This window comes from Flavobacterium gilvum (genome assembly GCF_001761465.1).
Classification (GTDB): domain Bacteria; phylum Bacteroidota; class Bacteroidia; order Flavobacteriales; family Flavobacteriaceae; genus Flavobacterium; species Flavobacterium gilvum.
In genome coordinates this window covers 3,579,291-3,597,021 of the sequence record NZ_CP017479.1, presented here as the reverse complement: position 1 = coordinate 3,597,021, position 17,731 = coordinate 3,579,291, and the positions used below count along the sequence as shown (strand labels likewise).

Here is a 17,731-nt window from a genome sequence, read left to right as displayed (position 1 = left end):
TTATTTTAGAATTAATCTGCCAAATGAAGAAGTAATATGAAAATTGGGTGTTTCAGTATTTGGGTTTACCCAAGTTATCCATGTAGGTTCAAAAGTTCCATCTTCGTTTTCTGAATATTTTGCCCTGAAAATTCCGGTTTCGATTTTGTTGTCTTTGATTAAATTAAAGTCCTTTAGTGACTGAATAGAAATTGAACCTTCGACGATAAAAGTATCTTTATTTATGGATGACTTAATTAGGATATCTTTTTTTGGCCAATTCCAATCAAAATTCAAATTCTTATTTGGATAAGCAATAAAATCCATCAATCGCGCTTCGGTGTCCATTTCCAGGCAGTAATATGGATTTAAAGAATCGTCCGGTCTGAAAAAAAGTTCAACTCTGTCCGAATTATTAATACTGTCAATGCTGTCGTCTTTTTTTTCGATGTGAATTGATGAATCTGCAACCGTAAAATTGAAAAATAATTTTTCGGAACTCCAAAGCGCTTTGAAAGTAATTTTGGATGGTTTCTCCCTATCCCAAGGCGAACAAAAATCAGTCAGTTCTATTGCATGATTCCATAAAACGTCTTCACCTTTTCCGGTGATATTTATCTGCTTTTTTTCAATTGAATTTACGATGTATTCTTTCATTGTATTTACGCTGTATTATTCTTGATTAATTCAGTGGGATAGGTTACTTGTAAGTTTTTCTTTTACAAGTCGATCAAAATTTATTAAAACAAAAATAAACATGTTTTTTTGTTTTACACAAGGGATTTTAATTTTTTGTGCTCGAGAACATAAAATAAGTGTGTTCGAGAACATTTTGTTGTTTTTTTCTTGCTTGGTAAAAATGTTATGTATAGTTTAGCAGTTGAAAGCACTTAGAATATTGCTTGACTTAAAGGAAAGGATTTAGTTTGAAATCAAATTTTAACTTTTACAGCTTTTAAATTTGTTGAATAGGAATACTTTCTTTCTTTGTTAGTATTGTATTTTGGATATTATAAAAACGCGTTATTTTGAAAAAGGCGCATAGATATAACTATATTATGAATAGGAGAGAACTTTTAAAAAATTTAGGGTTAACTGTAGGAACAGCGGCATTGTGCGGAACAACCTCTGTCGTTTCTGCGACAGAAAGAAGTGATAAGCGTAAAAAAGTTTTGCGCATCGCTCATATTACCGATGTGCACATTCGACCAGAAGAAAATGCACCCGAAAGATTTGTAAAATGTTTGGAGGAAATAAAGAAACACAAAGTTGATTTCTTTTTGAATGGGGGAGATACGATATTTGCGGCAGATTACGGGAATATTACTCGTGAGAGAGTAAATGAATTATGGAAGGTGTGGAATGAAACTACAAAAACGATAAGTAACTTTGAAATGCATAGTTGTTTGGGAAACCATGATATGTGGTGGGCGGCTCCAAATAAAGAGGATTCAATGTATGGTAAACAATATGTTGTAAACCAATTGAAAATTCCAAACCGTTATTACAGTTTTGACAAAAAAGGGTGGCATTTTATTATTTTGGACAGCAATAATAAAGACGCTACATTAGATGATGAGCAGCGCAGATGGTTGGAAAAAGATTTACAGAGCATCGCTGTAGGAACACCTGTTATTTGTTTAAGCCATTACCCTATCCTTGGAGTATGCACACATATTGAAGGCGGGAATCATAGTGATTCAAAATATATTAGTGATTTGTTTTACAAAAATAAAGACAAAAAAATCAGTTGTTTTAGTGGTCATATCCATTTATTGGACAGTGCTGAGTATAATGGGGTACATTATTATTGTAACGGAGCAGTAAGTGGTTATTGGTGGGAGCCAGGCGATAAGGATTCTGCAGGGAAATCATATTATAAGCAGACACCCCCAGGATATGCAATCATTGATTTGTTTGATGACGGAACTGTTCATAATCAATATTTCCCTCATACTTATTAAATAATTGGTGTAATCAGGGAATGTTTTTTGACTTAAAATTTGTCCTGTTCTGAATTTATTTCAGGATGGGATTTTTTATTTATAAAAGGATATCTTTCCATTTTGTGTTTGATATCATAAATTTTATGTGTTCGAGCACAATTTTTGATATTTTTCCTTTTTTTATTAAAAAATAATATATAGTTTCGTCAAAGAATTTAAATCGTATTGTTGACTTGTAAATAATTTGCCATAATTTAGAAAGGTAATTTGTCTTTGTCAGATGAACAAAAGTTTGAATATTTTTTTAATAATTAATTTTGATATAATAATGAAAACAACTTTTTTTAAATCCATTTTGACTATTTGTTGCATGTTGGGATGGATAGGGGTTTCGGCACAAATGATAAAGACACCAACTCCAAAACGCCCGAAAGGACAAACTGATGTTTTACGCATGGCTTGTGCTCCAATACCAACGGTTCGTGTCGCATTCATCGGGTTGGGGATGAGAGGGCCAGGTGCTGTTGAGCGTATGACGCATATCCCAGGAGTTGAGATTGTTGCTCTTTGCGATATGCGTGAAGAAAAAACAAAATCGGCAAATAAAATATTAGAAAAAGCTGGGTTTCCAAAAGCTTTAGAATTTTTTGGTGATGAAAATGCTTGGCGCAAAGTAACCGCACTGCCAAATGTAGATCTTGTTTATATTGCTACCGACTGGAAACACCACGCTCAAATTGGCGTGCAGGCAATGAAAGACGGAAAGCATGTTGCTATCGAAGTGCCTTCTGCTATGACACTCGACGAGATTTGGGATTTGATCAATACTTCCGAAAAAACGAGAAAACATTGTATGCAATTAGAAAACTGTGTTTATGACTTTTTTGAGTTGACTACCTTGAATATGGCGCAACAAGGATTATTTGGCGAAATTCTTCATGGAGAAGGAGCTTATATTCACAACTTGGAACCTTATTGGAAAGACTATTGGAACAACTGGCGTTTGGATTATAACAAAGCGCATCGTGGAGATATTTATGCTACACACGGTTTGGGACCTGTTTGTTTAGCAATGAATATTCACCGTGGGGACAAACTGAATTATTTGGTTTCCATGGATACCAAAGTTGTTGGAATTCCTGCTTTTATAAAAGAAACAACAGGTGAGGATCTAAAAGATTTCAAAAATGGAGATCACACCATGACTATGATTCGCACTGAAAACGGAAAGACAATTCAAATTCAGCATGATGTTGCCAATCCGCGTCCGTACAACCGTATGTACCAACTTACTGGAACTAAAGGTTTTGCCAATAAATATCCTGTAGAAGGATATGCATTGGATTCAAAAGCGATTAGCTCTGATATTAAGGCAAATCACGAAAACTTGACAGCTCACAGTTTTGTTTCTGAAGATGTCAAAAAGGCTTTAATGGAAAAATATAAGCATCCAATAGCGGTTGGAATAGAGGAGCAAGCTAAGAAAGTAGGAGGTCACGGCGGTATGGATTTTATAATGGATTACCGTTTGATTCATTGTCTTCAAAATGGACTTCCATTGGATATGGATGTTTATGATTTGGCAGAATGGTGTTGTTTGGCTCAATTAACAGAAACTTCCCTTAACAATAATTCTGCTCCAGTAGAAATTCCAGATTTTACTCGTGGCGGTTGGAATAAATTAAAAACTGTAGAATTTTCCAAATAAGAAGATAAGTGAAAATATTTGATAAATTGTTTTTTTAATTCACTTTGAAATTAGTATAAAAAAAATGCCCATCGTTTTGGGCATTTTTATTTTCATAAAATTTAAAGTTATTTTGAAATAGATATTCAAGAGCAATGGCACTTGTAATCTCAAAAATATTTATTGCTGTAATTGAGTTATCCTATTCTTTTTGAAGAATTTCTTTTTAAAAGGGCGGTTTTCAAAACTATGGTTTCAGCTTCCTTAGGTTCATTTTTATTTTTAATTCGGGAAAGAAGTAAATTCATTGCAATTTTTCCCATTTCGAATCCCGGCTGATCAATTGTGGTCAATGACGGATCTATAACCGATGAAATAGGTTCGTTACTAAATCCTACAATGGCTATTTCTTGCGGAATTTTTATTCCTTTTTCTTTCAAATATTGTAAGGCACTGATGGCAGCGGTATCATTTGAAGAGAAAATCCCGTCTATTGGAACATTCAGGGAAAGCAACTTTTTGGCGTTTTCTATACCATCAGCTTCCATCAATTTGGAAGAAATAATCAATTCATTTTTTAAGGGAATATTATGTTTCTTCAAAGCGGCTTCATAACCTAGGAACCTGTTTTTGTAAATTTCCAGCCCTTGTGGACCCGAAAAATGAGCAATGTTTTTGCATCCTTGCAAAATTAAATGTTCTGTAGCGTCAAATCCTCCCTGAAAATCGTCAATAACGACACTGCTATATCCGGGAATATTCAAATGTCTGTCGAAGAGAACATGCGGCGTGTCTGTTTTTTTTAAAAACTGTAAAGATTCGTCATCTTTGGTTTCCATTGAAATCGACATCAAAATGCCGTCAACTCGGTTTGCAGATAGTGATTGAACTATTTTTTTTTCTCTCTCAAAATAATCCAGAGACTGACATATAATAACGCTATACCCTTCATCATAGGCAGTTTCTTCAATTCCGGCGATTGCCGAAGAAAAGAAATAACGTGAGATTCTAGGGACGATAACTCCAATTGTATTTGTTTTTTTGCTGCGAAGATTTGAGGCCAATAAATTTCTTTGGTATCCAAGTTCAATCGCTTTGGCATTTACAATGTCTTTTGTTTCCTGTTTGACTCTGCTATTATCGCTTAATGCCCTTGAAACGGTAGAACTGTCAATATTCAATTCCTTTGCAATATGGTGGATTGTAACTTTACTGTTCTTCATTTTGATATTTGTATTGCTGCTTTATATTTTGTTCAATCTTAAACAAAGTTTTTATTTCTAAAATTAAATTTTATACAGTTTTTTTGCCGCTTTTGGAATTAATCTGTTTTATTGATAACAAAGATATTGAATTTTGTACAATCGATTGTATTTTTTTGTACAATCGATTGTATTAATAAAAATAAATAGTACTTTTGACAAAAAATTAATGCTATTATCTATTTAATTGATTTAAAAAAAAGAATATAATATAGTTATTTAATGATATAATTATGATAAAATATAGTTCAAGATATGCTTCAAGCCCACAGGCAGTAAAACAATATGATACGAAACAATTAAGAGAAGAATTCTTAATTGATGATTTGATGCAAGAAGGGGAGATTACGCTTGTTTACTCTCACTATGACCGATATATTGCAGGATCAGCTACACCTGTAACTCCTTTGACACTTGAAACTATTGACCCTTTGAAATCTTCTTATTTTTTAGAAAGAAGAGAAATGGGAATTATCAACGTTGGAGGAAACGGTTCTGTTGTAGTTGATGGAACAGAATACCAATTAGGTTTCAAAGACGCTTTATACATCGGAAGTGGAAATAAAGAAGTTATCTTTAAAAGTGACGACTCAAAAAATCCAGCCAAATTTTATATAAATTCTGCACCAGCTCACAAAAGTTTTCCAAACCAAAAAGTAAGTTTGGCTGAAGCCAATAAACTGCAATTGGGAACAATGGAAACAGCTAATCACCGTACCGTAAATCAAATGATTATTGGTGGAATTGTTACAACCTGTCAATTGCAAATGGGAATGACGGAGTTAAAGCCGGGAAGCGTTTGGAATACAATGCCAGCGCACGTTCATGATCGAAGAATGGAGGTATATTTCTATTTGGATATTCCTGAAAATCAAGCTGTTTGTCACTTTATGGGCGAACCACAGGAGACAAGACACATTTGGATGAATAATCATCAAGCGGTTATTTCTCCACCATGGTCTATTCACTCGGGGGCAGGAACCAGTAATTATACTTTTATTTGGGGAATGGCCGGAGAAAATTTAGATTATGCCGATATGGATGTTTGCAAAATAACTGATTTAAAATAATTCTTAAAAAAATAATTATGTCAATAAATTTATTTGATTTAACAGGTAAAACAGCCTTAGTTACAGGAGGTGTTCATGGTTTAGGAATGTCAATGGCCAAAGGTCTTGGTCACGCTGGAGCAAAAATTGTAGTAAACGACCGTTCTTCGAATGAAGCAGTAGATAATGCAGTTGCAGAATACAAATCGGTGGGGATTGATGCCTACGGATATATTTTTGATGTAACCGATGAAGCTGCCGTAATTGCAAATATCAAAAAAATTGAAGCTGAAGTTGGTCCAATTGATATTTTAATAAACAACGCAGGAATTATCAAAAGAACTCCCATTATTGACATGGAAGTAGAAGATTTTGCTGCTGTAATCAATGTAGATTTAATCAGTCCATTTATCGTTTCAAAAAATGTTGCCAAAGGAATGATTGAAAGAGGAGGAGGAAAAATCATCAACATTTGTTCGATGATGAGTGAATTGGGACGACAAGATGTAAGTGCTTACGCTGCCGCAAAAGGTGGTTTGAAAATGTTGACCAAAAATATGGCGACAGAATGGGCAAAATTTAATATTCAAACAAATGGTATTGGTCCTGGTTACTTTGCAACGAGTCAAACGGCTCCAATTCGAGTAGATGGACATCCATTCAATGAATTTATCATAAGTAGAACTCCAGCAAACCGTTGGGGAGATCCAGAAGATTTACAAGGAGCTGCCATCTTCTTGTCTTCAAAAGCAAGTGATTTTGTAAATGGACATATTTTATATGTTGATGGAGGAATTCTTGCTACTATTGGAAAACCTTCTAACGAAAGTTAAAAAGGTAAATCGATAAAAAAAATTACATACCGAAAAAGGATTATTAGCGTTTGCCTTATTTGTTTGAAAATACCGGTATGTGATTTTAAAAAGAAATGATGGATAGTTGTTTTTTGAATTAGTTAACTGATAGCTTTTATATTTGATTTTTGGTTTTTTCACGTGGGGCGTGGATGTTGGTTTGGTAATCAAATGTTGGGCTTTAGGACATTAAAGCTATCTGTTGTTTCTTTTTTTTAATTTTTTCTAATAATATCATTTTTATAGAAGAGAAATATAGATTAAACTCATTATTTTTTATTTTAAGAGACAAGTCAGTAATTTACTGACTTGTCTCTTTTTTATTTTAATCTAATTCAGCAAAACCTTCATTTTAGGGATATATTAATCCTTTCAAGTTAATGGGTAGCTGACTCTTTTTTTTTACATTTTTGTTGAAATTTTTCCTTTTTTTTGAATTTTTAACTTTATAAGATGTTAAGGCTTCTCTTGTGGAAAAAACGGTCAAATTGACCACCTCTTTCCAGTATAAATTGACCACCAGTTCCAGAGCAAACTGACCACCCCATTCCAGTTCAAATTGACCACCTAATTTTGGGGTAAATTAATTATTAAAAACTACAGACTTTTTCATGTCGTTAGAACCATACATTCGCAAAAAAAAAGCGGATTATGGCAAACAAAATAACAGACATGAGTAAAATTAGAAAAGTAATTAAATTCTATTGTGATGGAAAAAGTAAGTTATTTATAAGTAGCTACTTATCCCTTTCTAGGAATACGGTAAAGAAGTATATTTCTTTATTTGAAGTTCTCGGATTAAACTTTGAATTTATTGATAAAAAAACAGATGCTGAACTAGAACTTTTGTTTTCACAGACTACTGTGGAATCAATTAGTCCCAAATTACAAACACTCCATAATTATTTTCCTAAAATGGAGCGTGAGCTAAAAAAAGTTGGCGTTACCATACAACATATGTGGGAACAATATGCTGCCATAAACCCTGATGGTTACAGGAGTTCTCAATTTGCTCATTATTACAAAGTATGGAGTAAACAAGTCAATCCAGTGATGCATATGAATCATAAATCCGGTGATAAAATGTATGTTGATTATGCTGGAAAAACACTATCCATTATTGATAGCGACACTGGAGAAATCAAAGAAGTACAATTCTTTGTGGCTATATTAGGGGCTAGTCAATACACCTATGCTGAAGCTTCTATGAGCCAGCAAAAGGAAGATTTTGTTACTTCTGTAGAAAATGCCATGCGCTTTTTTGAAGGCACTCCTGCAGCAATTGTTCCAGATAATTTAAAATCTGCAGTAATAAAAAGCAGTCGTTTTGAGCCAACAATTAATGAAACTTTAGCCGACTTAGCGGAACATTACGAAACTACAATCTTGCCAACTAGAGCTTATAAACCTAGAGATAAGTCATTAGTTGAAGGGGCTGTAAAGATATTATACAGAAGAATTTATGTAACACTAAAAGAAACCAAATTCTTTTCTCTAGAAGAATTAAACCAACAGATATGGGATTTATTAGACATTCATAATAATCGAAAACTAACAGGTCGTCCTTACTCACGAAAAGAATTGTTTGTAGAAGATGAGAAACAAAAACTGCGTCCACTACCACAAGAACGCTTTGAAATCAAATATCAATCCTTTGCAACGGTAATGCAAAATGGTCATGTCCAATTAAGTCAAGACAAAAATTATTACAGCGTTCCGTATCAATATGTAAAGAAAAAAACGAAACTCTTGTACACAAGATCAACCGTAGAGATCTATTATAAATACAATCGAATAGCGGTTCATCAGCGAAATTACAAACCTTATGTCTATACCACAACTCCAGAACATTTAGCCAGTTCACATCAGTTTGTAGCTCAGTGGAGTGCTGCTCGATTCATTGATTGGGCAGGTAGTATTGATGAGTCAGTAGGAGAATATATTATGCAGATAATCGAAAGCAGAAACCATCCTGAACAGGCTTATAAAAGTTGTTTAGGAATACTAAACTTTGAAAAAAAGGTTGGTAAGCAGCGATTAATAAATGCCTGTAAACGAGCGCTTGACTTTAGAATTTACAATTTTAAGACCATCCAAAATATTTTAGAAAACAACTTAGATCGTATTGATTTAGAACAGGAACCTGAGCATGAACTTCCGAACCACGGAAACATAAGAGGCAAACAGTATTATAATTAAATTAAATCTTAAAAACATGAATGAATCCACAGTAACAAAAATGAGACAAATGAAACTTTACGGAATGTTTAATGCTTTTAAAACAGCGATTGAAAGCGGAAGAACAGACCACTACACACTCGATCAATTTGTATCGATGATTATTGATGCTGAATGGGACGAAAGGCACAATCGTCGTATAGAACGCAGTATAAAGAATGCTAAATTCCATTACAAATCAAATATTGAAAATGTCAATTTTGATGTATCCCGCAATCTTGACCGGAATACAGTTCTTCGTCTGGCAGAATGCGAATTTGTTGAAAAAAATGAAAACATCTTAATCACAGGAAGTACAGGTGTAGGCAAAAGTTATTTAGGTACCGCATTGGGTTACCAAGCCTGTATTCATGGCTATAAAGTAAGCTATTTTAATACTTCGAAGCTGTTTGCTAAATTAAAAATGGCCAAAGCAGATGGTTCTTACCTAAGAGAACTTGCCAAAATTGAAAGGCAAGACGTTATCATACTTGACGATTTTGGACTCCAGGCATTAGATAGTCAAAACCGAATTACACTTTTGGAGATTATTGAAGACAGGCATAATAACGGTTCTATAATTGTTACATCGCAAATTCCTGTACAAGGTTGGTATGATATAATTGGCGAAAAAACTATAGCTGACGCAATTTTGGATAGACTTATACATCAAGCCCACAGACTCGAATTGCATGGGGAATCTATGAGAAAGAAAAGAGGAATAAACAAGGAATAATATTTTAAGTATATTTGAGTACTAATTAGCGCATGAAAAAAAGTAGTTTTTTATGAAAACGGGGTGGTCACTTTGCTCCGGAATTAGGTGGTCATTTTGAATTGGAATCAGGTGGTCACTTTAAATTGGAATTGGGTGGTCAATATCACTGGAATTTACATTCTCTTGTATTAAAATATCTTCGTTTCAACAAAGAGAAATTGTGCTACATTTTTTAAGGAGATTGTACTACAAATAATTTCTTTGGGAAGTACTATATTTAAAGCTTTAAGGTGTTTTTTGTTATGATTAACTCAATAAAAGAAGCATTCAAATCCATAAAGGACAATAAAAACCGGAGTATTCTTGCTGGTTTGGGTGTGATATGAGGCATTTTTATTTTGATTCTTTTTTAGGTATCGGGAAAGGTTTTCAAACAGGGATATTTCAATTATTCAACACTTTTGCCAAAAACAGTATTTGGATTTATGGCGGACAGATATATGAAACTGATTTAAACAAATCTGCAGAAGGAAAACTAATCGTTTTTGATATTAATGACATCAAAATATTAAAAGACAGATTTCAAACGATTGAATCCATATCTCCAGAGTTAAATTATACCGGAAATACATTAATAAGTTACCAGCAAAATATCGCATATCCACAAATTAAGGGGGGTACCCGATTATTTCAATGTAAAAAACCAATATAGAATGTTAAAAACAGAGGTCATATTAATAAATTTTTCAAAGGTTGGTTTACTAGTATTATTAGTTATGCTTTTTTTGCTCTTACCCCAGATTAGTATATCAGGATATGTCCAAGGAACAATCACTAGTAAGTGTATTTATTTTCTTTACACTTGTTCTGCGCTGTTAGCCTTTTATATTCTCTATGTTGTCTGTGGAAAAATGGTATTCTTTTCTTTTTCAAAATTAGATGTTTCCCTTTTTCTATTGGTCGGTTATATTATTTTAAATAGATATGTCATTCAAACTTATTTTGGATTTTCTATTCGATATTTGGAATTGGTTGGGTTAAGTTTTTTGTATGTTATTTTGAGAAATATTTCTCTTGCAAACAGCCTTTGGTTGCTATTGACTATTGTTATTTCCGGAATTTTTCAAGCAGTCTATGGTAATCTCCAATTATTGGGTTATTGCATCTCCAATCATTCAGGATTCAAAATGACGGGAAGCTTCTTTAACCCCGGACCTTATGCGGGTTTTTTAGTCAGTGTTTGGTCTGTCGCTTTAGGAATGTATCTTTTTAAAATCAAAATAATATCACAATTACAATCACAAACAAAAAATGACTCCTTTTTGTTCAACGAGTTCATAAAAAAGGCTTTTGAATATATTCCCTTGCTAGGACTTATCAGTATTGCGATAGTACTTCCTGCCACCCAATCTAGGGCAGCATGGATTGCGGCTATAGCAAGTAGTGTAATTTTAATGGAGTTAAGATACCGTTTTCTAAGTAATTTGTTTAGGAAAGCAACTATAAAATTTCAAAAGACAGCTATAGTTTTATTCTCAGTCGGAATTTTAAGTACAGGACTTTTTAGCATCTATCATTATAAAAAATCATCCTCAGACGGGCGTATTTTTATTTGGAAAGTAACTACCGAAATGATAGCAGACACTCCTGTTTTTGGTGTTGGATTTGACAGATTCAAAACCCATTACATGAATTACCAAGCAAATTATTTTGAAAAGAATAGAGAAACCCGTGAAACCATGGTCGCTGATAATACCTACTATGCTTTTAATGAATTTTTACAGTTTATTGTAGAAAATGGACTGATAGGGTTCATGTTTCTTATGGTTACTGCCTTCATTTTGTTTAAAGTAAAAGCAAAAGAAGATTATAAATATCTCTCTCTTGTAGCAAAAACAGGGCTTTTTGGGATTGCTGTTTTTGCCTGTTTTTCCTATCCCATGCAAATTCTTCCCATAAAATTAGTACTGGTTTTTTTAGTATCAACGCTGTCAAATATTGATGGAGATACCTACCAACTTAAATACAATCAAAGCAAGGAGAGATCATGGGCATTTAAAACAGTTATTTTGGTGTTAGGTGCCATTTGTATTTATCAAACCAATTTGTATGCAAGTAATCTCAATAAGGGATTCATAGTATGGGAAAATGCACTAAATAGCCATCAATATGGAGATTATAATGAGGCAATTTCAGCTTACAAATCAGTATATACCGTTTTTAATAGAGATGGTGATTTTTTAATGAATTATGGCAAAACTCTTGCTATAGTAGGAGAATATCATAAAGCAATTGAAGTTTTAAAACAGGCTAAGTGCTTCTTAAATACTTCAGTTATAGAAACTTCATTAGGTGATAGTTATAAAGCCATAAAACAATATAACAAGGCAGAAGCTGCCTACCAAAATGCTATTAATATGATTCCTAGCCATTTTTATCCCAATTATTTATTGGCAAAATTTTACGATGATTCCGGACAAGAGCAGAAGGCTGTTGTATTAGCACAAAAAATATTGAGTAAAAAGATAAAAATTCCCTCTACAGCCATTGATGAAATACATGAAGAAATGAGGGAAATACTTGTAAAAAACAAAAAACCTCTGGGTTTTAAAAATTAAATAAATCTCACAATGTTTAACTTAAAAAAATATAGTCTATGAAATAAACCACAATCCCAGAGGAAGATTTTATAAAAGAAAGCACTATAGTGCTCAGATTCATAATCTCGTACAATTGCTTACATGTAAGCAATTGTAATGTTCAGCAAAAGTAGCATTCCTATAGAACTTTGCAAAAAAAAATAATAATTATAAGAGGGTATAGATACCCTATTAATCAATAAATTTTATAAAAATGAAAAAAATAAATTTAAGCAAAATACATTTTTCAATTTTAATCATTGCCTTTGCATTGATTGCAGGCATTGTTGTTCAATCTTGTCAAGTTAATGATGATTCTCCAAAGGATATTTTATCATTTAAGGGACAAAATTATACTTTGGATGAGGTAAAAGAAGAAGCTGAAAAATTAACAGAAAAGGATTATTCTTATGTTTATGATAAATTAGGAATTTCAAAAGTCAGTTATGTTTCAGGGAATTCTAAAACCATGAAAACTTTAAAACTAAAAGGAAAATATAAAATAGTAAAATATCAATTTAAAAAAACTGATGAAATTTTATATATAGCGCAAGATATTGAAAATTCAAATATGTATAAAGCGTTTAAAGTTTTCGAAAAAAATGGAGAAGAAACTATTTTAGGAGAAAAACAAATAGACAACAGAAAACTACTCTCTGATAAAAAATATGATAAAAAAAATCAAGACATAATAAGTTTGTCATCTTTATTTACTCTAAACACAGCAAATGCTGAGTTGTGTAAAAGAAAAGCAGGTGAAACCCAAAGCTCTTGCGAAAGTAGATCTTATGATGAATTTGTTAAAGATTGTTTTGCATGTTGGGTTGCTTACTGGGGAAGTCCCGGAGTTGCTATATTACTTTCTGCACTTTGTCTTTGTCAAGAATAAAAAAAATACTTAAACCATATATTATGAAAATAAAACCATTAAACTTACTGTTAACAGGAATGTTAATTGTTATAATCGGAGCCTTTTTAAGAATCCAAAAGATAGATTATTCTCATTTAATAATTTCGTTAGGATTGTTATTTGAAGTTGGAGCTATTGTAGTTTATTTAGTTAACCGTTCAAAAAAGAGGTAAAATAATATAAAAAATAGCAGAAAGAGGTTATACTTTTTCTGCTGTTTTTATTTCTATAAATGATAAAAAAATAACAAAAAAAATTAATGCCCATCCTACTAGCACTATTTTTAATAGTCCTAGGTTATTGGAATTGCTAAAAAAAAAATATTATGATAGGATTCGAATTAAATATTAATGACGAGAAAGTTTCTGCTGCATTGGAAAATGGAGTTGTATCAATAATTTTAACAAAATTATCTGACGAATTTTTAAATTCTATTGATTTGGATTTTACCGGGCTTAATACATCTGAAAAAGGAAACGGAGAAACATTGGACTGGTATAAGTCTCAATTAAAAGTAGGTGATGAACTTACAATCAAAATTAAAGATATATTAGAAAATTCAGTACCTAAAGAGATAAGAAGAAAAAATTTTGATTTAGAAAATGAACAAAAGTTAAAATCGTATTACGGTCTAAAAAAAGAACTTGAAGAGAAAGGATTGATTTAAAAAGACCATAGCACGGTATTAAAAAATAGTAGTTAAAAGCTAAATTAAAAGGTTGTACTTTTTTTTATTTTGATGAGTAATGCGAATCAAGAGAAATAGATGAATTTACGAAAGATTGGGTTGGTTTTGTTGCATTCTATTCAACTCCAACTCCAACTCTTCTTATATTAATAGCGGCCGAATGTCAGTGTTAACAATTAAATATTATATCATGAAAATAAAACCATTAAACTTACTGTTAACAGGACTGTTAATTGTTATAATTGGAGCTTTTTTAAGAATCCAAAAGATAGATTATTCTCATTTAATAATTTCGTTAGGATTGTTATTTGAAGTTGGAGCTATTATAGTTTATTTAGTAAACCGTTCAAAAAAGAGGTAAAATAATGTAAAAAATGGCAGAAAGAGGTTATACTTTTTCTGCTGTTTTTCTTTCTATAAAATGATAAAAAAACAACAAATAAAATTATTGGTCATCCTATTAGTAATATTTTTGCTAGTACTAGGTTTGGTTTGGCTAGGCATTGTCATTATGCTATTTGTGTTGATTTACAGTGTCACATTGTACTTTATGCCTTTAATTCGATATGACTTTTTAAGAAAAACTACAAAGGGAATTTTTTTATTTGTATTTCTTTTATCAATGGTCATCAGTATAAAACTCTTGGTTTTTGATATATATAGAATACCAAGTTCCTCTATGGAAAACATGTTGTACCCTGGGGATGTTATTGTCGTAAATAAATTAAAATATGGCCCCAAACTGCCTAGTTCCCCTTTTGAAATTCCTTGGGTAAACTTAGCTTTTTACATGAATAAAATAGCAAGATCAAGAATAAAAGAAACGTGGTGGGATTATAAGAGGCTGGAAGGTATTACAAAAGTTAAGCAAGGGGATGTTTTTGTGTTTTCGTTAGACCAGTCACGGGATTTTTTTGTGGTAAAACGCTGCGTTGGGCTTCCTGGAGATGTACTTAGTATAAGAGATGGCGAAATATACAACAACAATAAATTATTTACAGCACCGGGTACTGTTAAAAACAATTATCAATTTAGGATAAAGGATCGAAAAAAACTGTATAAACTGACAGATTCTTTGGCTATTAACGGTGGAATAACACAAGATTACAAATCAGGTAATTTAGGTATTGCCACTTTTTCAAAAGATGAATTTGGCTTGCTCGAGAAAGCAAACTGTATCGATTCGATAAAAAAAAACAGGGATAGTCTTGATATTCCTAACGAAGAATTAATAAAAACGGTGCACAGTAAGTGGACTCTGAGTAATATGGGACCTATTGTCATACCCAAAAAGGATATGCAGATAACATTAAATCCAGATACTTTTATGTTGTACGAAAAAGTAATGCGTTTATTTGAAAAAAGCATCATCGTAGAAAAAAACGGGACTTATTTTATAAATGGAAAAAGCGCCACTACTTACAGATTCAAACTGAATTATTATTTTATGATGGGGGATAACAGAAGAGGAACTATAGATTCTAGATTTTGGGGATTTCTTCCGGAAACCAATATTGTGGGTAAAGTGCAATGTATCTTATTTTCTAATATAAATGATGAATTTCAATGGAGTAGACTGTTTAAACTAATATAAGAATTAAGTCTATTCTAATTTTCAATAAGATAACAACGTTTTATATGATTTTAAAAAAAAAATTTTGGTTGGCTTGTTTCTCACTATTGTTTGTATGTTGTAATCAAAAGGCCAAAAAGATTGAAGAAGCTTTGAAGCTAGCTGGTAATAATCGTACCGAACTTGAAAAGGTGATCAATCATTATCAATTGCCTAAAGACAGTCTGAAACTGAAGGCTGCTTATTTTTTAATTGAAAATATGCCGGGACATTATTCATTGGATACTACTTCCCTTCATTATTATCGACCGATTTTGCATAGTTATGATTCGCTAATCCAGTGTCAGAAACGTGATCCATCTTTTCAATATAACGAGATTATGCAAAATAAATGGAATGAATTAAAAAAAATCCATGATTTTGGACAGACGATTTATGGCAAACCTATTTTACCCGATATTACTAATATAAAAGCTGATTATTTAATTAATCATATCGAATATGCTTTTTCTGCTTGGCGTAAGGGTCAAAAAATGATGGACATTAATTTTGAAACTTTTTGCGAATATATCTTACCCTACCGTAAAAAAGATGGAATAAGTATAGAAAATTGGCTGCCTTATTTTAAAAACGATTCGATAAAACGAAGCTATGTTTTGCCGTCGCAAACTGTTGAGAACATGGTCGACTCAATCATGTATCAATATAACGAATTTAAGTCCCGTGGTATTAAGCATACCGGTACGATTTTGTCAGATTTTCAATACTTGAAACTGGGAGACTTACTTGTTTCAAAAAGAGGTACTTGCGAAACTAGGTGTTGGTTCAATACACTACTATTGTCATCCGTAGGTATACCTTCAAGTATTGATTACGTACCTGTATGGGGCAACGCGAGCAACGGACATTCCTGGAATAGCATCATCCTAAATAATAATAAATCCCTTGCTTTTGAATCATTCTGGGATCGGGATCGGTGGAAATACAAACGGATATATAACAATGTGAGCATAGATAAATTGTGGGGGGCTTTTAGGTTACCCAAAGTTTTTCGTTACTCATACGCTTCCCAGCCAGCTGGCCCCTTTGGAGATGAACGAATGAACATCGAAGACATTCCAACTTTTTTTAGGACCAATAAGCAAAAAGATGTATCATCCTCATATTTCGTTACTACTGACATAGAAGTTTCTCTTGGTAAGTCAATACCTGAAAATACTTTTTATCTCTGGATTTGCGTGTTTAACAATGGACAATGGTGCCCTGTTCAGTGGGCTGAAATTCAAAAAAATAAGGCTATATTTAGAGGTATGGGGAGAGATATCGTTTATATGACGGGTTTTTATAAAAATGGAGAATTACTATCTGCGAACAATCCTTTTCTCCTTAATCCCGATGGCACTGTGCAACCTCTTGGAAATACGAATAAAAGAGAAACGATTCAGATAACAAGGAAGTTTCCTCCTAATCCTCAACATATTGCCTTTTCAAAGGCGTTGATTGGTAGTGAGATACAGGTTGCAAACAATAAAGACTTTATCAAACACAAAACAATTTACAAAGTTTCCGAAGTGGCGAAAGCCTATATGAATGTAATTTTCACATCGCTGAAGCATAAATACAGGTACATACGGTTTCTTTTCCCAAAGGCAGATTTAAACATAGAGGAAATTCCTAAAGAAGAAGATGGGTTTCCCGCAATAGAACCAAGAAGACTTGCTGAGATTGTTTGTTTTGAGAAAACTAAGAAAGAGGGCAGTATTTTGGTACAGGGAAAGGTTCTTTTTTCAAAAGGTCTAGATATTGTCGAAGCGAACAAATGTTTTGACCAAAACACACTAACCTATGCTCTGCCAAAATTCGCCTCGTACAAAAACTCAGATCAATCGGATTGTTGGTTGGGACTAGATTTTAAGTCCCCTAAGACCATTGATTCGATTGGCTTTTGTCCTCAAAATGATGGAAATAATGTTTTACCTGAGTTAACCTACGAACTATATTATTGGAAGACTAATGGATGGTCGTCATTGGGAAAACAAAAGGCAAAAACTTATTCCTTGACCTTTCATAATGTACCAAAAAATGCAATATTGCTTCTACACTGCATAGATGAAGGAAAAGAGGAAAGAATTTTTACTTATGAAAAAGGAAAGCAAGTTTGGTGGTGATAAATACTTATAAAAAACAAAATGCTTATTATATAAAACTT

At 32.6% G+C, this 17,731-nt stretch carries 14 protein-coding genes; 12 read left to right on the top strand and 2 right to left on the bottom strand.

Annotated elements, in window-relative coordinates:
• Positions 1-636, bottom strand: a complete 636-nt coding sequence (locus EM308_RS14540; RefSeq protein WP_035639984.1) for a sugar-binding protein — start codon at positions 634-636, stop codon at positions 1-3.
• 401 nt (positions 637-1,037) lie between these two features.
• Between EM308_RS14540 and EM308_RS14535 the strand changes: the two genes are divergently transcribed.
• Positions 1,038-1,943, top strand: coding sequence for a metallophosphoesterase family protein (locus EM308_RS14535; protein WP_035639986.1), 906 nt, complete (start codon positions 1,038-1,040; stop codon positions 1,941-1,943).
• A gap of 352 nt (positions 1,944-2,295) precedes the next feature.
• On the top strand, positions 2,296-3,633 hold the full coding sequence (locus tag EM308_RS14530; protein ID WP_051877932.1) for a Gfo/Idh/MocA family protein: 1,338 nt from the start codon (positions 2,296-2,298) through the stop codon (positions 3,631-3,633).
• A 176-nt stretch (positions 3,634-3,809) separates the two neighbouring features.
• Here EM308_RS14530 and EM308_RS14525 read toward each other — a convergent pair whose 3' ends face one another.
• A complete protein-coding gene (locus EM308_RS14525; RefSeq protein WP_035641301.1) occupies positions 3,810-4,835 on the bottom strand; it encodes a LacI family DNA-binding transcriptional regulator in 1,026 nt (341 codons plus the stop codon).
• Positions 4,836-5,107: 272 nt separating this feature from the next.
• Here EM308_RS14525 and kduI point away from each other — a divergent pair, with 272 nt between their 5' ends.
• The 10 genes from kduI (at position 5,108) to EM308_RS14475 (ending at position 17,690) form a co-directional block, all read left to right on the top strand.
• The gene (gene kduI / locus EM308_RS14520; protein ID WP_035641304.1) at positions 5,108-5,944 is read left to right on the top strand and encodes a 5-dehydro-4-deoxy-D-glucuronate isomerase; all 837 of its coding nucleotides are present in this window, start codon (positions 5,108-5,110) and stop codon (positions 5,942-5,944) included.
• A 17-nt stretch (positions 5,945-5,961) separates the two neighbouring features.
• The gene (locus tag EM308_RS14515) at positions 5,962-6,756 is read left to right on the top strand and encodes a gluconate 5-dehydrogenase (RefSeq protein ID WP_070261871.1); all 795 of its coding nucleotides are present in this window, start codon (positions 5,962-5,964) and stop codon (positions 6,754-6,756) included.
• Between the two features lie 672 nt (positions 6,757-7,428).
• Entirely contained in the window at positions 7,429-8,976 is a 1,548-nt protein-coding gene (gene istA, locus EM308_RS14510; RefSeq protein WP_035634844.1) for an IS21 family transposase, read from the top strand.
• Between the two features lie 16 nt (positions 8,977-8,992).
• Positions 8,993-9,730 carry an IS21-like element helper ATPase IstB gene (istB, locus tag EM308_RS14505; RefSeq protein WP_035634847.1) on the top strand — a complete coding sequence of 246 codons (738 nt, stop codon included), beginning with the start codon at positions 8,993-8,995 and terminating at the stop codon, positions 9,728-9,730.
• A 364-nt stretch (positions 9,731-10,094) separates the two neighbouring features.
• Positions 10,095-10,424, top strand: a complete 330-nt coding sequence (locus tag EM308_RS14500; RefSeq protein WP_035640642.1) for a hypothetical protein — start codon at positions 10,095-10,097, stop codon at positions 10,422-10,424.
• Position 10,425: 1 nt separating this feature from the next.
• Positions 10,426-12,330 (top strand): O-antigen ligase family protein, encoded by a 1,905-nt coding sequence (locus EM308_RS14495; protein WP_081907376.1) that lies wholly within the window; start codon positions 10,426-10,428, stop codon positions 12,328-12,330.
• 235 nt (positions 12,331-12,565) lie between these two features.
• Entirely contained in the window at positions 12,566-13,240 is a 675-nt protein-coding gene (locus EM308_RS14490; RefSeq protein ID WP_035640647.1) for a hypothetical protein, read from the top strand.
• A gap of 346 nt (positions 13,241-13,586) precedes the next feature.
• The gene (locus EM308_RS14485) at positions 13,587-13,928 is read left to right on the top strand and encodes a hypothetical protein (RefSeq protein ID WP_035640650.1); all 342 of its coding nucleotides are present in this window, start codon (positions 13,587-13,589) and stop codon (positions 13,926-13,928) included.
• Positions 13,929-14,370: 442 nt separating this feature from the next.
• Positions 14,371-15,543: a signal peptidase I gene (gene lepB / locus EM308_RS14480; RefSeq protein ID WP_035640653.1), complete on the top strand. Its 1,173-nt coding sequence runs from the start codon at positions 14,371-14,373 to the stop codon at positions 15,541-15,543.
• Positions 15,544-15,587: 44 nt separating this feature from the next.
• Positions 15,588-17,690 carry a hypothetical protein gene (locus EM308_RS14475; protein ID WP_035640656.1) on the top strand — a complete coding sequence of 701 codons (2,103 nt, stop codon included), beginning with the start codon at positions 15,588-15,590 and terminating at the stop codon, positions 17,688-17,690.
• Positions 17,691-17,731: the final 41 nt, after the last annotated feature.

Bases quoted from the DNA above. Each gene is read 5' to 3' on its own strand.
- EM308_RS14485 (WP_035640650.1), top strand. From the start codon at position 13,587: ATGATAGGATTCGAATTAAATATTAATGACGAGAAAGTTTCTGCTGCA.
- EM308_RS14475 (WP_035640656.1), top strand. From the start codon at position 15,588: ATGATTTTAAAAAAAAAATTTTGGTTGGCTTGTTTCTCACTATTGTTT.
- istA (WP_035634844.1), top strand. From the start codon at position 7,429: ATGGCAAACAAAATAACAGACATGAGTAAAATTAGAAAAGTAATTAAA.
- kduI (WP_035641304.1), top strand. From the start codon at position 5,108: ATGATAAAATATAGTTCAAGATATGCTTCAAGCCCACAGGCAGTAAAA.
- EM308_RS14490 (WP_035640647.1), top strand. From the start codon at position 12,566: ATGAAAAAAATAAATTTAAGCAAAATACATTTTTCAATTTTAATCATT.
- EM308_RS14530 (WP_051877932.1), top strand. From the start codon at position 2,296: ATGTTGGGATGGATAGGGGTTTCGGCACAAATGATAAAGACACCAACT.
- EM308_RS14500 (WP_035640642.1), top strand. From the start codon at position 10,095: ATGAGGCATTTTTATTTTGATTCTTTTTTAGGTATCGGGAAAGGTTTT.
- istB (WP_035634847.1), top strand. From the start codon at position 8,993: ATGAATGAATCCACAGTAACAAAAATGAGACAAATGAAACTTTACGGA.
- EM308_RS14525 (WP_035641301.1), bottom strand. From the start codon at position 4,835: ATGAAGAACAGTAAAGTTACAATCCACCATATTGCAAAGGAATTGAAT.
- lepB (WP_035640653.1), top strand. From the start codon at position 14,371: ATGATAAAAAAACAACAAATAAAATTATTGGTCATCCTATTAGTAATA.
- EM308_RS14495 (WP_081907376.1), top strand. From the start codon at position 10,426: ATGTTAAAAACAGAGGTCATATTAATAAATTTTTCAAAGGTTGGTTTA.
- EM308_RS14535 (WP_035639986.1), top strand. From the start codon at position 1,038: ATGAATAGGAGAGAACTTTTAAAAAATTTAGGGTTAACTGTAGGAACA.
- EM308_RS14515 (WP_070261871.1), top strand. From the start codon at position 5,962: ATGTCAATAAATTTATTTGATTTAACAGGTAAAACAGCCTTAGTTACA.
- EM308_RS14540 (WP_035639984.1), bottom strand. From the start codon at position 636: ATGAAAGAATACATCGTAAATTCAATTGAAAAAAAGCAGATAAATATC.